Origin of the sequence: Haloarchaeobius sp. HME9146, from assembly GCF_025399835.1 — an archaeon.
GTDB lineage: Archaea > Halobacteriota > Halobacteria > Halobacteriales > Natrialbaceae > Haloarchaeobius.
Genome location: NZ_JAODVR010000002.1, coordinates 15,101 through 30,960, shown reverse-complemented (window position 1 = coordinate 30,960; position 15,860 = coordinate 15,101). Strand labels below are relative to the sequence as shown.

General features: G+C 67.4%; 17 protein-coding genes. 13 read left to right on the top strand and 4 right to left on the bottom strand.

The window, feature by feature from the left end; genetic code table 11:
* Positions 1 to 3: 3 nt before the first annotated feature.
* Positions 4 to 1,386, bottom strand: a complete 1,383-nt coding sequence (locus N6C22_RS18165) for a hypothetical protein (protein ID WP_261652610.1) — start codon at positions 1,384 to 1,386, stop codon at positions 4 to 6.
* Between the two features lie 55 nt (positions 1,387 to 1,441).
* Positions 1,442 to 2,236 (bottom strand): winged helix-turn-helix domain-containing protein, encoded by a 795-nt coding sequence (locus N6C22_RS18160; protein WP_261652609.1) that lies wholly within the window; start codon positions 2,234 to 2,236, stop codon positions 1,442 to 1,444.
* A gap of 246 nt (positions 2,237 to 2,482) precedes the next feature.
* Here N6C22_RS18160 and N6C22_RS18155 point away from each other — a divergent pair, with 246 nt between their 5' ends.
* Both N6C22_RS18155 and malQ read left to right on the top strand, forming a co-directional pair.
* Positions 2,483 to 3,466, top strand: coding sequence for a DMT family transporter (locus N6C22_RS18155; protein ID WP_261652608.1), 984 nt, complete (start codon positions 2,483 to 2,485; stop codon positions 3,464 to 3,466).
* A 183-nt stretch (positions 3,467 to 3,649) separates the two neighbouring features.
* Positions 3,650 to 5,146 (top strand): 4-alpha-glucanotransferase, encoded by a 1,497-nt coding sequence (gene malQ, locus N6C22_RS18150; protein WP_261652607.1) that lies wholly within the window; start codon positions 3,650 to 3,652, stop codon positions 5,144 to 5,146.
* A 457-nt stretch (positions 5,147 to 5,603) separates the two neighbouring features.
* Here malQ and N6C22_RS18145 read toward each other — a convergent pair whose 3' ends face one another.
* Both N6C22_RS18145 and N6C22_RS18140 read right to left on the bottom strand, forming a co-directional pair.
* Entirely contained in the window at positions 5,604 to 6,617 is a 1,014-nt protein-coding gene (locus N6C22_RS18145) for a hypothetical protein (protein WP_261652606.1), read from the bottom strand.
* A 68-nt stretch (positions 6,618 to 6,685) separates the two neighbouring features.
* Positions 6,686 to 7,087 carry a hypothetical protein gene (locus N6C22_RS18140; protein WP_261652605.1) on the bottom strand — a complete coding sequence of 134 codons (402 nt, stop codon included), beginning with the start codon at positions 7,085 to 7,087 and terminating at the stop codon, positions 6,686 to 6,688.
* 135 nt (positions 7,088 to 7,222) lie between these two features.
* Between N6C22_RS18140 and N6C22_RS18135 the strand changes: the two genes are divergently transcribed.
* The 11 genes from N6C22_RS18135 to N6C22_RS18085 all read left to right on the top strand — a co-directional run bounded on the left by N6C22_RS18135 (position 7,223) and on the right by N6C22_RS18085 (position 15,715).
* Positions 7,223 to 7,795, top strand: a complete 573-nt coding sequence (locus N6C22_RS18135; RefSeq protein ID WP_261652604.1) for a Na+/H+ antiporter subunit E — start codon at positions 7,223 to 7,225, stop codon at positions 7,793 to 7,795.
* Entirely contained in the window at positions 7,792 to 8,070 is a 279-nt protein-coding gene (locus tag N6C22_RS18130; protein ID WP_261652603.1) for a monovalent cation/H+ antiporter complex subunit F, read from the top strand. The genes N6C22_RS18135 and N6C22_RS18130 overlap by 4 nt, the downstream gene beginning before the upstream one ends.
* Positions 8,067 to 8,408, top strand: coding sequence for a monovalent cation/H(+) antiporter subunit G (mnhG, locus tag N6C22_RS18125; RefSeq protein ID WP_261652602.1), 342 nt, complete (start codon positions 8,067 to 8,069; stop codon positions 8,406 to 8,408). Before N6C22_RS18130 ends, mnhG begins: the two co-directional genes overlap by 4 nt.
* Positions 8,405 to 9,007 carry a DUF4040 domain-containing protein gene (locus tag N6C22_RS18120; RefSeq protein WP_261652601.1) on the top strand — a complete coding sequence of 201 codons (603 nt, stop codon included), beginning with the start codon at positions 8,405 to 8,407 and terminating at the stop codon, positions 9,005 to 9,007. The genes mnhG and N6C22_RS18120 overlap by 4 nt, the downstream gene beginning before the upstream one ends.
* A complete protein-coding gene (locus tag N6C22_RS18115) occupies positions 9,004 to 9,480 on the top strand; it encodes an MnhB domain-containing protein (protein ID WP_261652600.1) in 477 nt (158 codons plus the stop codon). Before N6C22_RS18120 ends, N6C22_RS18115 begins: the two co-directional genes overlap by 4 nt.
* On the top strand, positions 9,477 to 9,881 hold the full coding sequence (locus N6C22_RS18110) for a cation:proton antiporter subunit C (RefSeq protein WP_261652599.1): 405 nt from the start codon (positions 9,477 to 9,479) through the stop codon (positions 9,879 to 9,881). The genes N6C22_RS18115 and N6C22_RS18110 overlap by 4 nt, the downstream gene beginning before the upstream one ends.
* Positions 9,878 to 11,383 (top strand): proton-conducting transporter membrane subunit, encoded by a 1,506-nt coding sequence (locus N6C22_RS18105; RefSeq protein ID WP_261652598.1) that lies wholly within the window; start codon positions 9,878 to 9,880, stop codon positions 11,381 to 11,383. Before N6C22_RS18110 ends, N6C22_RS18105 begins: the two co-directional genes overlap by 4 nt.
* On the top strand, positions 11,380 to 13,014 hold the full coding sequence (locus N6C22_RS18100; protein WP_261652597.1) for a proton-conducting transporter membrane subunit: 1,635 nt from the start codon (positions 11,380 to 11,382) through the stop codon (positions 13,012 to 13,014). The genes N6C22_RS18105 and N6C22_RS18100 overlap by 4 nt, the downstream gene beginning before the upstream one ends.
* Positions 13,011 to 14,702, top strand: a complete 1,692-nt coding sequence (locus N6C22_RS18095) for a proton-conducting transporter membrane subunit (protein WP_261652596.1) — start codon at positions 13,011 to 13,013, stop codon at positions 14,700 to 14,702. Before N6C22_RS18100 ends, N6C22_RS18095 begins: the two co-directional genes overlap by 4 nt.
* Before the next feature lie 19 nt (positions 14,703 to 14,721).
* A complete protein-coding gene (locus tag N6C22_RS18090; RefSeq protein ID WP_261652595.1) occupies positions 14,722 to 15,135 on the top strand; it encodes a hypothetical protein in 414 nt (137 codons plus the stop codon).
* Positions 15,136 to 15,235: 100 nt separating this feature from the next.
* A complete protein-coding gene (locus N6C22_RS18085; protein WP_261652594.1) occupies positions 15,236 to 15,715 on the top strand; it encodes an Lrp/AsnC family transcriptional regulator in 480 nt (159 codons plus the stop codon).
* Positions 15,716 to 15,860 lie beyond the last annotated feature (145 nt).

Sequence of the window (15,860 nt, the reverse complement as noted above, 5' to 3'; positions counted from 1 at the left end):
CCATCAGGGGTGTGTGGGTCGGTTGTCCACAGGTCCTCCACCTGGCGAGGGTTCGACCTCCGACCCGAGCCGGTCGACGGCTTCGACCGGATCGTCGAGATACGGGAGCGAACACCGGTAGTACCGGTACGGCTCCGCGAGAGCCACCTCGTCGGTTCGGTCGAGCGTGACCGTCGCTGCGTCGAATGTTGGTGGACTGTCGAACACGCCGTCCTCGACGGTACCGTCTCGAATAGCCTCACGCGAGACCGACCACTGGACGGCGTCGAGCCTGGAGTCGTATGCAACGAGAGCCTCGTCGGAGAGCCGGTACTCGACCGACCCGAACGCCAATTCGAAGTGCAGGGCCCCGATGATCGCGAGCGTGAAGAGGTAGGTGACGAACATGAGGGCAGTCACGGCCACCAGCACGAGACCCGAATCGATATCATAGACACTGGTCGCGATGAGCGGGGCACCGACGAGGAGAACGACAGCCACGCCCGCCTGAAGCTGTAGCCGGCGGAAACTCCCTGACGCGTTCCCGACCGGGAACAGACTGTCCAGCGCACCAGCCATCCAGACCGCCCGACGGTTCGGACGGAACGTGGCCACCGGTCTCGTGTTCGGCATCTCGACCGAAGTGGGGCCCGTCTGTGTCTCAACACCGCGTCGCCGCGCTCGATGTGAGACATCGTCTCCGTCGACATCTGTCGCTCGCAAGCCGCGAATCGTTCCGGTGAGAACGAGGACGACCGCGAGAGTCGTCAACAGCGTGTCCACCGCGGGCCCGGTGCTGTGCAACGTGGTCAGTATCCCGAGAGGGACCCAGTACAGTGACCACAGGGCGAGTCCCCATCCCGGTGCGACCGCGTCAGCAGTGGGCCAGCCAGTGGTCTCGTGCCGAACGAGTATTCCCCACTGTTTCACCACCGCAGCGAGGGCACCAGCGACCAGCAGCGCGGGGACTGGCCAACTGACGAATTCGTCGAAGACCGGTGATGGAACCACGTACTGGGAGACCCCGAGTGCGGCCACCGGGAGGAAGAGGAACGACCAGAGCAGGGTGACGTTCAGCGCTGGCCTGACGTTGTGCAGCGTGACCGGCCGGAGGCGCTCGGAGACGACGAGCGACCCGATTTTGGGCGTGAAAAACCGACAGAGGCCCTGTTCGTACTTCGAGAGCGTCGAGTGTCCACCTTCGGGCGCAGTCCCTGCACCGGTCGGAGAAACACGGTCTCTCGGTCTGGCGAAGAACAGCTGCCAGGTTCGGCGGAGGAGTGAGACGGTCAGGTCGATCCATAAGAGGACGATGACTGTGTACAGTGGGAGTTCGGCAGTGAAGACCGCGGTTGCGGAGACGGCCCCGACACCGAGGACACCGGCCGACTGTCGCGAGAGGCGCATCACCTGTTCTCACTCGTGGTACGATAGCGTGTGGTCGAATCGAGCCGCGTCACGGCTAGTGCGACAGGTCAGTTACGGTGAGCGGCCGCGAGACCTCCCAGTACTCCTCGAACCGCTCGATTGCCCAGGACCGAACCGCTTCGTTCTCCGTGTCGATGGACCCCTGTAGGATTCCCCGGTCGTCGCGCAACAGCAGATGGACGACCCCGTCCGGGACCGTCACCGCCAGTGGAATCTCACCGTCGTAGACGTTGATGTGGGCGTTCTCCGCATCGACGAGCGATTTCAGCAGCCGACACAGCTCCGACTCCGCGGTGAGCGCGTCGATGGCCGACTGTGAGAAGACGCCGTAGAAGGTGAGCTCCCCCGCAGCGACCTGTTCTTCGACGGTCGCGAGACTCTGGTTGTTGAAGGCGTGTGAGAAGCTCTTGATCTCGCTCGCCCCCGTCGTGAGGTCCAGGGTCCGCTGGAGCGGCGCACTCGGCCGTGTCTGGCTCGGCTGGATGATGGTCGCGTCGGCGAAGTGTGCGAGGTCGAAGTCGATGGCCTCGGCCGGCAGATACGGGACCAACTCGCGGAGCGACTGCTCGGTCTCGACGATGGTCAGAAGGTTCGTGAAGCCGTCCGAGACGAGTTCCCCGGTCGGGGTCGCGGCGTACGTCCCACCGTCACGGCGAATCCACGACCGGTCCTCGAAGTCCTCGAGGATGCGCCCGAGCGTGGCTTGCGAGGCACCCGTCGCGTCCGCGAGGTCGGTGCGAGACTGCGGACGCTCGGAGAGACACTCGAGCACCGTCACCCGGTTGGCCGAGAGTGCCAGGAACTCGATCTCCTCGAGTGCGGTTTCCATACCGACCCTCCGACCGTCTTGTTGAAACCACTTTCGCACTGTGAAAGGATTTCAGGTTGTGAAACACGCGTACGTCACGACGCGATTGCACCTCGTGTAAGGATTTAGAAACGAACTGAAGCCACTGTGTCTACTAGCATCGGACAAGATGAATACGGTACTCTCTTTCGAGCGGTCTGCTGTATCGGTGCGGCTCCACGTCACCGCGGGTGTCACGCGGTTCTCCGGCGAGGAGGGCAGTCCCTGATGGTCGTCGACCGGAAGACGCTGCAGTATTTCCTCGCGGCTGCGCTGCTCTTCGGTGGCACCTTCGTCGCCGCGAAGGCCGGCCTGTCATACTTCCCGCCCCTGCTGTTCGTCGCGCTGCGGTTCGACATCGCGGCCATCATCCTGGTGGGCTACGTCGTCGCGACCCGGAGCCGGCGCGAGCTCATGCCCACCACCAGGGGTGACCTCGTCGGCATCATCGCGACCGGGGTGTTCGCCATCGGTGCCGCGAACGCGCTCCTGTTCGTCGGCCAGCAGTACACGACGACCGCCGTCGGAGCAATCATCGCGAGCCTCAACCCGGTCCTCACGCCGGTGTTCGCCGCGGTCTTGCTGGCTGACGAGCGAGTGTCGCCCCGCGTGGTTGCCGGGCTGTTGCTCGGCCTCGTGGGTGTCGGCCTCGTCGTCGGTTTCGACCCCACTGGCGTCGAGAGCATCGGCTACGGCAAGCTCATCATCTTCGCTGGCGCGGCGCTCGGCGCGCTCGGGACGGTCCTCATCCGCTGGGGCGAGGGCAGCCTGTCCAGTACGGTCCGGACCGCCTGGGGCCTCCCCTTCGCGGCGGCCCTGACGCACGGCTTCAGCTGGGCGACCGGCGAGCAGGTCGCCGATATCACGGTCGTCCCTGTCGCCCTCCTCATCCTGGTCTACCTCGGCGTGTTCGCGGGTGCCATCGCCTACATCGCCTACTTCGGTCTCATCGACGAGGTCGGCGCGGTCCGCGCGAATCTGGTGTTCTACGTCACCCCCATCGTCGCGACGCTCGGTGGCTGGGCGCTCCTCTCGGAGAGCATCTCCGCGAGTGCCCTGCTCGGGTTCGTCGTCATCTTCGCCGGGTTCGCGGTCCTCGGGAGCGACTCCATCGACATCGGGGACGTGCTTCCCTCGTTCGACAAGAGCGATGCCGGGGAATCCCACGCGTGGGGACTCAACGACGAAGCGCGGGGCTTCGAATCCGACTAGCCGCTTTCGAAGCACTCCCCCGAACCAGTGCTCTTCTTGCGCGTGTGTCGTCGAGTCTGATAGCGACAGAGCCGCACCTTGGCCTGAAATCAGGGGTTCTTCCTGTTCACCATCGTGGGCAAGTACCGGGGAGCGACGTAGTAGCCAAACCTTTTACTCGTTGATGAAATAATACTTCTAACAATGACCCAACGCTTCGACCGACAGAGTGGTGTCTTCCTCCACGTGAGCGCCCTGCCCGGCGAGGGTGGCATCGGAACGCTCGGCGACCCGGCGGAGGCCTTCGTGGACTTTCTGGCCGACGCCGAGCAGTCGCTGTGGCAGATCTGCCCCCTCGGCCCGGTCTCGGGTGCCCACGGGAACTCCCCGTACCAGTCGCCCTCCGCGTTCGCGGGGAACCCCCTGCTCATCGACCTCGACCGACTGGTCGAGGCGGGCTGGCTCGACGAAAGCGACCTCGAGGCGATTCCCGACCTCGGGCAGGACCAGGTCGACTACGATGCGGTTCGCGAGTACAAGCGCCCCCTGCTCCGGACGGCGTTCGAGAACTTCGAATCGCGCGCCGACGAATCCGACCGCGAGGCACTCGCCGACTTCCGCGAGAACCAGCACTGGCTGGACGATTACACGCTGTTCGTCGCCCTGAAGGAGCGCTTCGACGGGAGTCTGTGGACCGAGTGGCCCGAGGAGTACCGGATGCGCGACGCGGACGCCCTGGCCGAAGCGCGAGAGGAGCACGCCGACGAAATCAGCTACCACGCCCTCGTGCAGTACTGGTTCTACGACCAGTGGGGTGACCTCAAATCGTACGCCAACGACCGCGGCGTCGACCTGCTCGGCGACCTCCCCATCTACGTCGCCCTCGACAGCGCCGACGTGTGGGCCAACCCGGACTCCTTCCAGCTGGACGAGCAGAACCGCCCCGTCGCGGTCGCGGGCGTCCCCCCGAGCGGCGACGACGGCCAGAAGTGGGGCAACCCCCTGTACGACTGGGAGACGCTCGCCGAAGACGACTACGAGTGGTGGGTCGACCGCCTCTCCGGACTGCTCGACCTCGTCGACATCGTCCGCATCGACCACGTCAAGGGCTTCGACAGCTACTACGCCATCCCGGTCGACGGCGGCCCCGCCGACGGACACTGGGAGGACGCTCCCGGTCACGAGCTGTTCGAGACGGTCGAGCAAGAACTCGGTGACCTCCCGTTCGTCGCCGAGGACCTCGGGTTCCCCGACCCCGAGCTGACGGCCCTGCTGGAGCGCTTCGACTTCCCCGGCATGAAGGTCTCCTACTACGCGAACTGGTGCGAGGAGGACCACGAGTTCCTGCCCCACACCTACCCCGAGAACACGGTCGGGTACACCACGACCCACGACACCGGGACCGCCCTCGGACTGTACGATTCGCTCTCCGACGAGGACCGTGGCTGCATGGAACACTACCTCGAGAGCGGCCGCGAGGATATCCAGTGGGCACTCATCGACGCGGTCTGGAAGTCCGACTCGGTCATCGCCATCGCACCCATGCAGGACGTGCTTGGACTAGATGACTGGGCGCGGTTCAACACGCCAGGGACCGCCGAAGGAAACTGGGACTGGCGCACCCGGTACGAGCACTTCCACGAGGACGTGTCCGGCCGGTTGGCGGACGTGACGCGGAATCGTGGGCGAGTTCGAGACTGACGTATAGAGGAGCCATCCCATGACGGGAATCCGGCTCGAAGCGGTGGCCAGGTATCGGGGATGTATTCGAAATTCGGTTCGGAGAGACAGGACACCGGTCGGAACGAAAGACAGTGCTAGCAACCAGTAGTAGTACCTAGTGTTATGCTTGTACGTGACATGAAGTACCCTGACCAATCATGTCTTCAGGGCTAACATCACAACCGGCGTGTACGCGGTGCGGGAACATCCTCGACGTCGGCGACGTGGTGGAAACCTCGGCCCTCTCCGACCCGCTTCGGGTCACAGAATGCGGACACTGCGGCTCCGTACTCGATATCGGTTCGCATCAGTGGTAGCCGAGAACAGTAGCTCCTCCATCTTCCGGTGCTTTTCACGCCAGCCAAGATAGTCAGGGAAAGGAGTGGAACTACGGGCTGACGTGGGCCGTACTTGGTTCCAGAACCGTGGGTAGCGGTCAGTACTCGACGACTAATTCGAGGTCGGAGACAGCGTAGTTGTACGATTTGATTCCCTCGGAGTCGCAGTAGTCCGCCAGTTCCGCGGGTTCCGGTTCGCTCCCGTCGAACTGTCCTTCGTAGACGACGTCGACAGTCCCGTCCTCACCACGAGCAACGACGAGGGCGGGGTCCGGGTCGTCGTGTGAGGGCTTGATGACTCTGTCTCCGGGAACCAGCGGATTCTCGGCTGCTTCGAGGTTCGTGTGGTTGTACCGGTACGATTTCACGGACTGGTCGTCGCAGTACGAGGCGAGCAACGCGGGGTGAATCCCGCGCCACTCGCCAGGGCCGGCATCGAGCGCGCTCGGGAAGGCGACGTTGACCGCTTCTCCGTCCATCTGGTGCCCGAACGCGGTCTCGTTCTTCTCCGGCGGGAGCACGTCGACGACCACCCCGACCGAGGACCCGTCAGAGTCGACCTTCTGCACCCGGTCGCCAGGACCGAAGGGGTTCTCGGGTTTCTGGTTCATGTGCGCCGTGTTCGGCCCGAGGTCGATGAGTTCGTTCATCGGGCGGGCCGCCAGATGCGTGAGCTTCTCGGGTTCTTCGCCGGAGTAGGCTTGCTGGCTTTGGACTTTCGAGTGAAGCGTCGAGAGGCGTTCCCACCCGAGCAGGATGAGGCTGTCCTCCACGTCCCGATGCCAGACCATGACGACGATGTCGTCGTCGGGGTCGTTCTCGACGATCGACTTCGGCGTGAACGCCGACACGTCCCGCGACGTTTTCACGTCGACCTCGTAGCCGAACACCTCGAAATCGTACGCAGAGAAGCTTTCTGGATTGCAGTAGCGCATCGCGTCCTCGTTCTTCCACTCCCACATCTCCACCGGGAGATACTCCCGGCAGAACTGCTCGAACGCGAGTTCTCCGAGGTTGCCGATTCGCTTCACGGAGACATCGTCTGCACCTTGCTTGACAGCCTGATGGTTAGCTCGTTTCCGGTCGACGTCGTCGGGTCTGAACTCGTACACGAACGGATACAATCACATTACCAACATCAATTCGACTGCTTTCTAGTTCATGGAACGGGATGGTGTGACTACTCGCTCTCCCCCTCGTCGTCATCGCTTATTGTTCCGGAGGAAGACCGCTGTCGCTCGACACTGTACATGAGCAACCGGTACAGCAGGTAGCTGAACACCGCGAACATCACGAACTCGACCAGGTACACCTCCGCGATCTCCAGCAACGTCAGCTCGTCGAGCAGGGCGCTTCGCGTCACGCTGAGGATGGCGAACAGGACCAGCAGGGTGAACGCAGGCATGGTCACGAGCAGGATACCGGCGAGCAACAGCCAGAAGCGATTCCCGAGTGGGGTCCCCTCGGCCAGTTCCGGAACGGCCGCTCCGTCCGGCTGTTCGCCGGGGGCTGAAACCCCCGTCACCGACGTTTTCGGGTGGCGGTCGCCGCTGCCGGGCTGGGAGCGTGGGTCGGACGCCATACCCAGTGTTTGCGCCGAATGCGTATAAAGTATTCCAACAATTTACCAATATGGTCAAATAGTAGCGGGTCTATTACCAGAACGTGAAAACATGCCGCGTGTAGCCACCTGCGACAGTCGGAGGAGGGACCGGCCGTGACCGAACTACCCCGGACGGTCACTGGAGAGCCGACGCGAGCAGCCTTCGCGCGGTACGGGAGCGTCGCGGCCGTCTCGTTCGCGTTCTACCTGGCGCTCGGAGACCCCACGAGCTGGTTCGATCTCGCGACCGGCGTAGTGAGCGCGGCTGTCGTCGCGTTCGTCCTCGGTCAGATCGCGTACGAGCGCGCGCCGACGCACCGCAGTCTGGGCAGCTTCGTGCGGGCGGCAGTTTTCTTCCCCAGCCTCCTCTGGGCGGTCGTGCAGGCGAACCTCTCGCTCGCGGCCGTCGTCTTGCACCCGCGGCTACCGATCGACCCGGCCGTCGTCCGTATTCCGGCACCCAACGGGACATTCGCTCGCGCGCTGCTGGCGAACAGCATCACCCTCACGCCCGGGACGGTGACGGTCGACGTGGACGGTGACGAGCTCGTCGTCCACACGCTGACTGCGGCCTCGCGGGCAGAGCTACTCGAAGGGTCGCTGGCGCGGTCCGTCGCGGCCGTCACCGGAGACGGGTCGGCACACCCCGAACAGCGCGCCCAGACCGACGGAGGGAAGGCCGGATGACCGACCTCGTCGCCACCGGCCTGCTACTGGGCGCGGCCGCACTGGTCGTGCTCGCATTCGTCCTCACGTGGCGGGTCGTCGTCGGCCCGAGCACGGCAGACCGCGTCGTCGCGGTGAACGTCATCGGGACGGCCACGGTTGTCGTCATCGCACTGCTCGGTGCAGCCCTCGACGAGCCCGGCTTCCTCGACGTGGCGCTGGTGTACGCGCTGTTGAACTTCCTGCTCTCGCTCGGCCTTTCGCGGTACTCGGTCGAGCGCGGAGGGTTGCTGTGACCCCGCTCGACGCGCTGGCACTCGGCCTCGTCGCGGTGAGCGTGTTCTTCTCGCTCGTCGCGGTGGTCGGGTTCGTCCGCCTCCCGGACGTGTTCGCCCGGGCACACGCGGCCTCGAAGAGCGAGACGCTCGGCGCACTCTCGGGACTGGCCGCGGCCGCGGTCGTCTTCGGTCCCGGCGCGGAGCTGGTGAAACTCGGCCTGCTCGCGCTGTTCCTGCTCGTCACCGGCCCGACGGCCGCCCACGCCATCGTCCGGGCGGCCGCCCTCGCCGGGGCGACGCCGTGGACCCGTGCGGCCGAGGACCCGATGGCCGACGCTGAGGTGACCGAGCGATGACGCCCGAGACCCTCGTACTCGCCGGCCTGTTCGGCTTCGTCGCGGTCGCTGCCGTAGTGACCGCGCTCGCGAGCCGGCTCACGACCGTACTGGTCGCCTTCGGCGCGTACAGCCTCGGGCTCGCCATGGTCTGGGTCGTGTTCCGCGCCCCCGACGTGGCCCTCACCGAGGCCGCGGTCGGTGCCGGCGTGACCACGGCGCTGTTCATCCTCGTGGTGGCCCGGTCGCGCCGGTCCGCTGGTAGCGCTGCTGCCGAGGGCAGCGTCTCGACCGACGGCGGCCGCTCGGTGGCCCGCTCGACTGGTCCCGAAGCGCGCCCGCGCCGGGTCCGCCCGGCCTCGGTCGCCATCGCGGCGCTCGTGACGGTCGGCCTGCTCGCCACGGTGCCCGCCCTCCCCGCGGTCGGGGACGCCGAGGCACCCGGCTTCGGGCCGGTCACCGAGTATTACATCGCGGACTCGGCCGAGCGCGGCATCGACAACGTGGTGACGGCGGTCCTCGTCGTCTACCGCGGGTTCGACACCTTCGGCGAGATCGCCGTCGTCTTCGCCGCGGCAGTGGCCGTCCTCGCTGTGCTCGGCCGGGAGGTGGTGGTATGACGGGCGAGCCGCGCAAGGGTGAAGCCCTCGTCCCTGCCAGCGAGCCGACGCCGGACAGCCCCGTCGTCACGACGACGGTCCGCGTCCTCGCGCCGTTCGTGCTGACGTTCGCCCTGTTCACGCTGTTCCACGGCACGAAGTCCGTCGGCGGCGGGTTCCAGGGTGGCGTCGTCGCGGCCGCCGTCGTGGTCACGCTCGCGTTCGCGTTCGGCATGCAGGCGACCGCGGCGTGGCTCTCGCCGGGTCGGCTCCTCGCGCTCGCAGCCGCAGGCCCGGTCGCCTTCGGCGTGGTCGCGCTCGCGGGCATCGCTTCGGGCGGGGCCTTCCTGCAGTTCGACGTGCTGCCCATCCCGAAGGCGTCGGTGTACGCCACCGAGGCCATCGAGCTGGGCATCGGCGCGACCGTCGGCGCGGTCGTCGTCGTCCTGTTCGTGAACCTCGCGGACAGCGTCCGCGGAGGTGCCGGCCGATGACCCAATTCGAGACCTTGCTGGTCACCCGCGGCGCGTACGTCCTGTACGCGCTGCTGGTCGGCATCGGGCTGTTCGTCCTCGTCGACGACGACCACCTCGTGAAGAAGGTCGTGGGACTCAACCTGTTCCAGACGGGTGTGTTCCTGTTCTTCATCGCGAGCGCGTTCCGCGCCGGTGGGAGCGCCCCGCTCCTCTCCGGCGAGGGCCCGTACGTCAACCCGCTGCCGCACGTCCTCATCCTGACGGCCATCGTCGTCGGTGTGAGCGTCACGGCGGTCGCGCTCTCGCTCGTGGTCCGGCTGTACGACGAGTACGGGACGTTCGACGAGCGCGAGATCCGGGACCTGCGCGAGACTCTCCGCAGTGGCGACGCCCGCGACAGCCAGGAGGTGCGCGCATGAACCACCTGCTCCCGCTGCTCGTGGCGGTGCCCCTGCTCGGGGCGCTCGTCCCGTTCGTGCTCGGGGCCCGGTACCCGCGGCTCGCTGTGCGAGCCACCGCCGCCATCCTGCTCGCGCAGGTTGGCATCGCGGTCGCCGTCGTCGCTTCGGTCGCCGCCTCGGGCGCGCAGACCTACGTCCTCGGTGGCCTACCCGCCGCGGTCGGCATCGGCCTGCTCGTCGACCAGGTGTCGAGCGTCTTCGTGGTGCTCGTCGCGGTCGCGGGCGCACTGTTCTACGTTACGGTGCGCGAGGATGCGACGGGCCCGACCGACAGCCTCTGGTTGCTCCTCGTGGCCGGGCTGACGGGCGTCGTCGTCACCGCCGACGTGTTCAACCTGTACGTGTTCCTCGAGATTTCGGGGCTCGCAGCCTACGGGCTGGTCGCCAGCCGGCGCGGTGGCACGGCCGCCCTGGCCGCGCTGAACTACCTGCTGGTCGGGACCGTCGGCGCGACGTTCTACCTGCTCGGCGTGGGCTACGCCTACGTCGCGACTGGAACGCTCGCGATGGCCGACCTGCAGCCCGCGCTGGCGGGTGTCGGATACGACTCGCCGCTCGTGCTCACGTCGTTCGTCTTCGTGACGCTCGGGCTGGCGGTCAAGCTCGCGCTGTTCCCGGTCCACGCATGGAAACCCGACGCCTACACCGGGAGCGCCCACGACGTGGCCGCGCTGCTCGCGACGCTCGGCTCGACCGTGGCGGGCTACGCCCTGATTCGCATCGTCTTCGGCGTGTACACCGCGTCGTTCCTCGCCGCGGTCCCGGCGGTCCAGACCGGCCTGCTGGCCGTTGGCGTCGTCAGCATCGCCGCGGGCGGGTACCTGACGCTGAAGCAGACGAACCTCCGCCGGCTGCTGTCGTACTCGTCCATCCTCCAGTTCGGCCTGGTTGTGGTCGGGTTCGCGCTGGCGACCACCGCCGCCGTCACCGGCGCGCTGGTGCTCCTGGTCGGGAACGCCGTCGCCAAGGGCGGGCTGTTCGTCGCAGCCGGTCTGTTCGAGCGCGAGCTGGACGCCCCGACAATCGCTGACCTCGCCGGAAAGGCCCGTGAGGTGCCCGTCCTGGCCGCAGCCGTGGCCCTGGCGTTCACCTCACTCGTCGGCCTCCCGCCGATGGCCGGGTTCGCCGGGAAGTGGTACGTCACCCTCGCGGCTGTCGAGACCGCCCAGTGGCTCGTCGCCGCCGTCGTCGTGGTGAGCACGCTGGTCTCGCTGGCGTATGCCGGGCGGGTCGTCGAGCGGCTGTACCTGGCCGACGATGACGCCGGAACTGCACCCGTGGCCGCCGACGGCGGCCAGCCCGAAGTCCAGTCCCTGCCGGTACTGGGCGGCGGCTTGCCCGACCTCGAGGCTCGCGCCGTCGCGGTCGTCGTGGTCGCGGCGCTTGGCACGCTGGTGCTGGGCCTCGGCTCGACCGTGTTCGCGGACTGGGTCGCCCCCGTCGTGGAGGGATGGCTATGACCGACGTGTCGTCGGTGCTGCCCCTCGCGGCGGTCGCCGTGCCCACGCTGGCCATCGTCTGCATCTACGCCACGAGGGCCTGGCCGAACCTCCGCGAGGCCAGCACGCTGCTGGCCGCCGTGGCAACCCTGGGGGTCGTCTGGGCCATGACGCGGGCCACCGGGAGCGAGACGTACGTCTCGACCCTCGGGTCCGTCGCGGGCATCGAGTTCGTGCTCCGGGCGGACTCGGCCGGCCTGCTGTTCGCCCTGCTGGCGTCGGTCCTGTGGCTCGTCACGAGCGTCTACAGCATCGGCTACGTCCGCAAGCTCGGCGAACACGCCCAGACGCGATACTTCGCCGCCTTCGCCGCGAGCATCGCGGCCACCATGGGCGTCGCCTTCGCCGCGAACCTGTTCACGCTGTTCGTGTTCTACGAACTGCTGACGCTGGCGACCTACCCGCTGGTCGTCCACAAGGAGTCCGCCGAGGCTCGCGCTGCAGGCCGGACCTACGTGGCGTACACCCTCGGTGGCGGCGTCCTCGTCTTCGCCGGCATCGTCATCGTCGGTGCCCTGACCGGGACGGTCACCTTCGATGCCGGCGGCATCGCTGGCCTCGCCAGCGCAGACCCGACGCTCGCCCGCGTCGCGTTCGCGCTGCTCGTGGTCGGCTTCGGCGTCAAGACCGCCATCGTACCCCTGCACGGCTGGCTGCCGACCGCGATGGTCGCGCCGACGCCCGTCTCGGGCCTGCTGCACGCGGTCGCCGTCGTCAAGAGCGGCGTCTTCGCCCTCGGCCGGACCGTGCTCTACGTGTTCGGCCCGGAGACCACCTGGGACCTCGGCATGGGGCTCCCGCTGGCGGTCGCCGCCGCCGCGACCATGATCGTCGCCGGCGTCGTCGGCATCCGGCAGGACAACCTCAAGCGCGGGCTGGCGTACTCGACCATCAGCCAGCTCTCGTACATCGCGCTCGGGCTCGCCATCGCGACCCCGGTCGCCGTGTTCGGGGCGTTCCTGCACGTCGTCGCCCACGCGTTCATGAAGATAACCCTGTTCTTCGCCGCAGGGGTCGTCTACGTCGAGACCGGCGAGAAGTACGTCTCGGACATCGCGGGCGTCGGCCGCCGACTCCCGGCGACGATGACGGCGTTCGCCATCGCTGCGGCCGGTCTGGTCGGCTTCCCGTTCGTCGCCGGCTTCGTCAGCAAGTTCTACCTCGTGCTCGGGGCGGGCGACAGCACCACCCCCTGGTTCGTCGCTGCCTACCTCGTCGCTGGCGTCCTCAAGCTGCTGTACTTCTGGCCCATCGTCTACGCCGCGTTCTTCGGCGAGCGCGACGGGAAGGGCGCCGCGAGCCGCCACCCGTTCGCGCCGGGGCACGTCACTGACGGCGGCTTCAGCTCCGTCGAGATGGACGACGCCAGTTACGGTGGCGCGACCGACGGTGGCGTCGGTGCCAGCGCCGCCGTCGGAGGGTACACCCAGTCGATGACGTGGGAGCGTCGCACGCTCACCACCGAGACCATCCCGGCCCTGCTCGTGCCCGTCCTGGTGACCGTCGCCTTCGCCGTCGCGCTCGGCATCGCGCCGACCCTCCTCCCGTTCTGGGAGCTGGCCGAGGCCGTCGTCACGGAGGTGTTCGGATGAGCGACCTGCTGACGCTGGTGCCGCCCTGGGTCGCGTTCCTGCTGGCGACCGTGGTCGTGGTGCTCGCCCCGCGGCGGCTCGGTGCAGCCGTCGCCGTGGCGCTCACCGCCCTCACGGTGCCGTGGGTGCTGCTCGCACCGGCAGGAACCAGCCTCGCAGTCGCGCCGTTCGGCTTCGAGCAGGTGCTGTTCCGGGTTGACTCGTTCACCCGGCCCGTCGCCGCGCTGTTCGGCTTCGTCGCCGCACTGAACGTGCTCTACGGCTACGCGACCGGCGCGGACCCGCGCCAGACCGCCTACTCGCTGTGCTACATGGGCGCAGGGGTGGCCGCGGTCCTGGCGGGCGACTGGCTGACCCTGCTGGTCGCCTGGGAGCTGCTCGCGGTGACCGCGACGGTCCTCGTCTGGCACCACGGCGGCGACGCCGTCCGCCCCGCGTTCCGGTACGCGGTGTACCACCTCCTCGGTGGAACGCTGCTCGTCGCAGCCGTGGCGCTGCACTACCTCGACGCCGGCACGTTCCTCTACGCGGATGGAATCGGCGGCGGCCTCGCGGCCGGGCTCCCGACCACGCTCGCCATCGTCGGCGTGGGCGTCAACCTGGGGTTCATCGGCCTGCACGCCTGGCTGCCGGACACCTACCCGCGCCCCCACGTCGCCGCGAGCGTCGTGCTCGCCGGGTTCACGACGAAGGTCGCGGTGTACGTGCTGGCTCGCGTCGCGCCCGACGGCGACGCCATCGTCGTCTGGCTGGGTGCGCTGATGGTCCTCTACGGGGTCACCCAGGCCATCCTCCAGACCGACATGCGCCGACTGCTGTCGTACCACATCATCTCGCAGGTGGGGTACATGGTGGTCGCCGTGGGCATCGGCACCGCCGCCGGTCTCACCGGCGCGTTCGCCCACCTGACGGCACACGTCCTGTACAAGGGCCTGCTGTTCATGGTGGCCGGCGTCATCATCGTGCGGACCGGCCGGGCCTCGCTGAAACACCTCGGTGGCCTGGGTCGCCGGATGCCGGTGACGTTCGTGACGTTCCTCGTCGCGGCACTCGCCATCACCGGCGTGCCCGGGTTCTCCGGGTTCGTCAGCAAGGGGCTCGTGACGAAGGCCGCCCAGAGCGCCGGGGGAGAACTGCTCTGGTGGGTCCTCGTGCTGGGGAGCGTCGGGACGGCGCTCTCGTTCGCGAAGTTCGGCTACTACGCGTTCGTCCGGCAGTCGCCCGAGCCCATCGCGGTGTCGCGCGCGCCGCTGGCGCTGTCGGTCGCGCTGGTAATCGCCGCGATTCCCTCGGTGGTGTTCGGCGTGGTCCCCGAGGCGTTCCTCGCGGCCCACCCGGGCGACCCCGGGAAGTTCGCACCGTACGCGACCACCGAACTCACTAAGGCCCTGGCCGCCACCGCGGTCGGTATCCTCGCCTTCGCCGTCCTGAAGCGCCCGCTCGGGCGCATCCACCCGGTCGATGTCGACCAGGTGCTGCACCCGTTCGCTGCGGGCCTCGCGAACGCGACCGCCGCCGCCGCAATCGGTATCGGTGGTGCGGCCTCGCGGGGACGCGCTGCACTCGGCCGGAGCCTCGCGGCCCACATCGGACGTGACCCCGCGGCCGCCGACTCGTCCATCCACGCCGCGCTGACCGCGCTCGCACTCACGACCGCCCTCGCCCTGCTCGTCGCCATCGTGGCGTGACAGACACATCCAACACATCATGACGACCAGACTCAACGGAAACGCAAGCCCGAACTACGACCGCCTCGTCGCGTACCTGCGCGACCGCTTCGACGACGACCTGCGCTGGGTCGCCTCGTTCGACACCGAGCGCTACGACTACACCGTCCAGTACGTCCGACCGGACCTGCAGACGGAGTTGTCGACGCACGAGTTCGACACCGTCGTCCACCGCTCCATCGGCCTGTTCCGCCGGCCGTACGTCGAGTCCGTGTACACGCACCTCGGCCCGGCCCGGACCATGGTCGTCGAGCACGAACGGGCGACTGCCGTCCACCTGTACCTCTCGGACACCGAGGGGGTCATTATCAAGGTGAAAGCCGGTAATGCCATCAGCATCCCGACGTTCGCAGACGATTGTCTCGCACAGCTCGTCGGGGAACTCAGCCCGTGACCGGCCACGGCTGCCAGCCGGGGCTCGCCCACCTCGGCCAGGCGCACTGGTCCGTGTGGGATGACAACACTGATTCCGTCGGCCCTGCCGAGAGTAACCAATGACGCTCGATGGCCTCGACGAGCTTGACCGCCGCATCCTCCGCAACCTGCAACGGGACGCGAGACACGTCTCCTCGCGCAACATCGCCGAGTCCATCTCGGCCTCGCCGAGCACGGTTCGAAAACGCATCCAGCGCCTCGAAGAGCAGGGTATCATCGACGGCTACCACGCCGACGTCAATTACGACAACGCGGGCTACCAGCTCCACGTCCAGATCACCTGCACGGCCCCGATTCCAGAGCGCGAGACGATGAGCGATGAGGCGATGTCGGTCCCGGGCGTCATCGGCGTGCGGGAACTGGCCACCGGCGAGCGCAACGTGCTCGTGACCGTCGTCGGCGAGGACGGCGACGACCTGACCCGCATCGCGACCGACCTCAGCGATATCGGGTTGACCATCCTCGACGAGGAACTCGTCCGGAGCGAGCGAAACCGGCCGTTCTCCGGGTTCGGGGACATCGACGAGGACCTCGGGTGACACAGGACTCCTTCTAGCCCCTGAGCAAGTTCATCACTTCGTCCATCACGTCGCACTGGAGCAGTACTGTAGCACCCGAGCGTACCATCTCCAGTCAGATACGCCAGCGTTCTCTCCCACAGGGATTCACCGGGGAACCCAACAG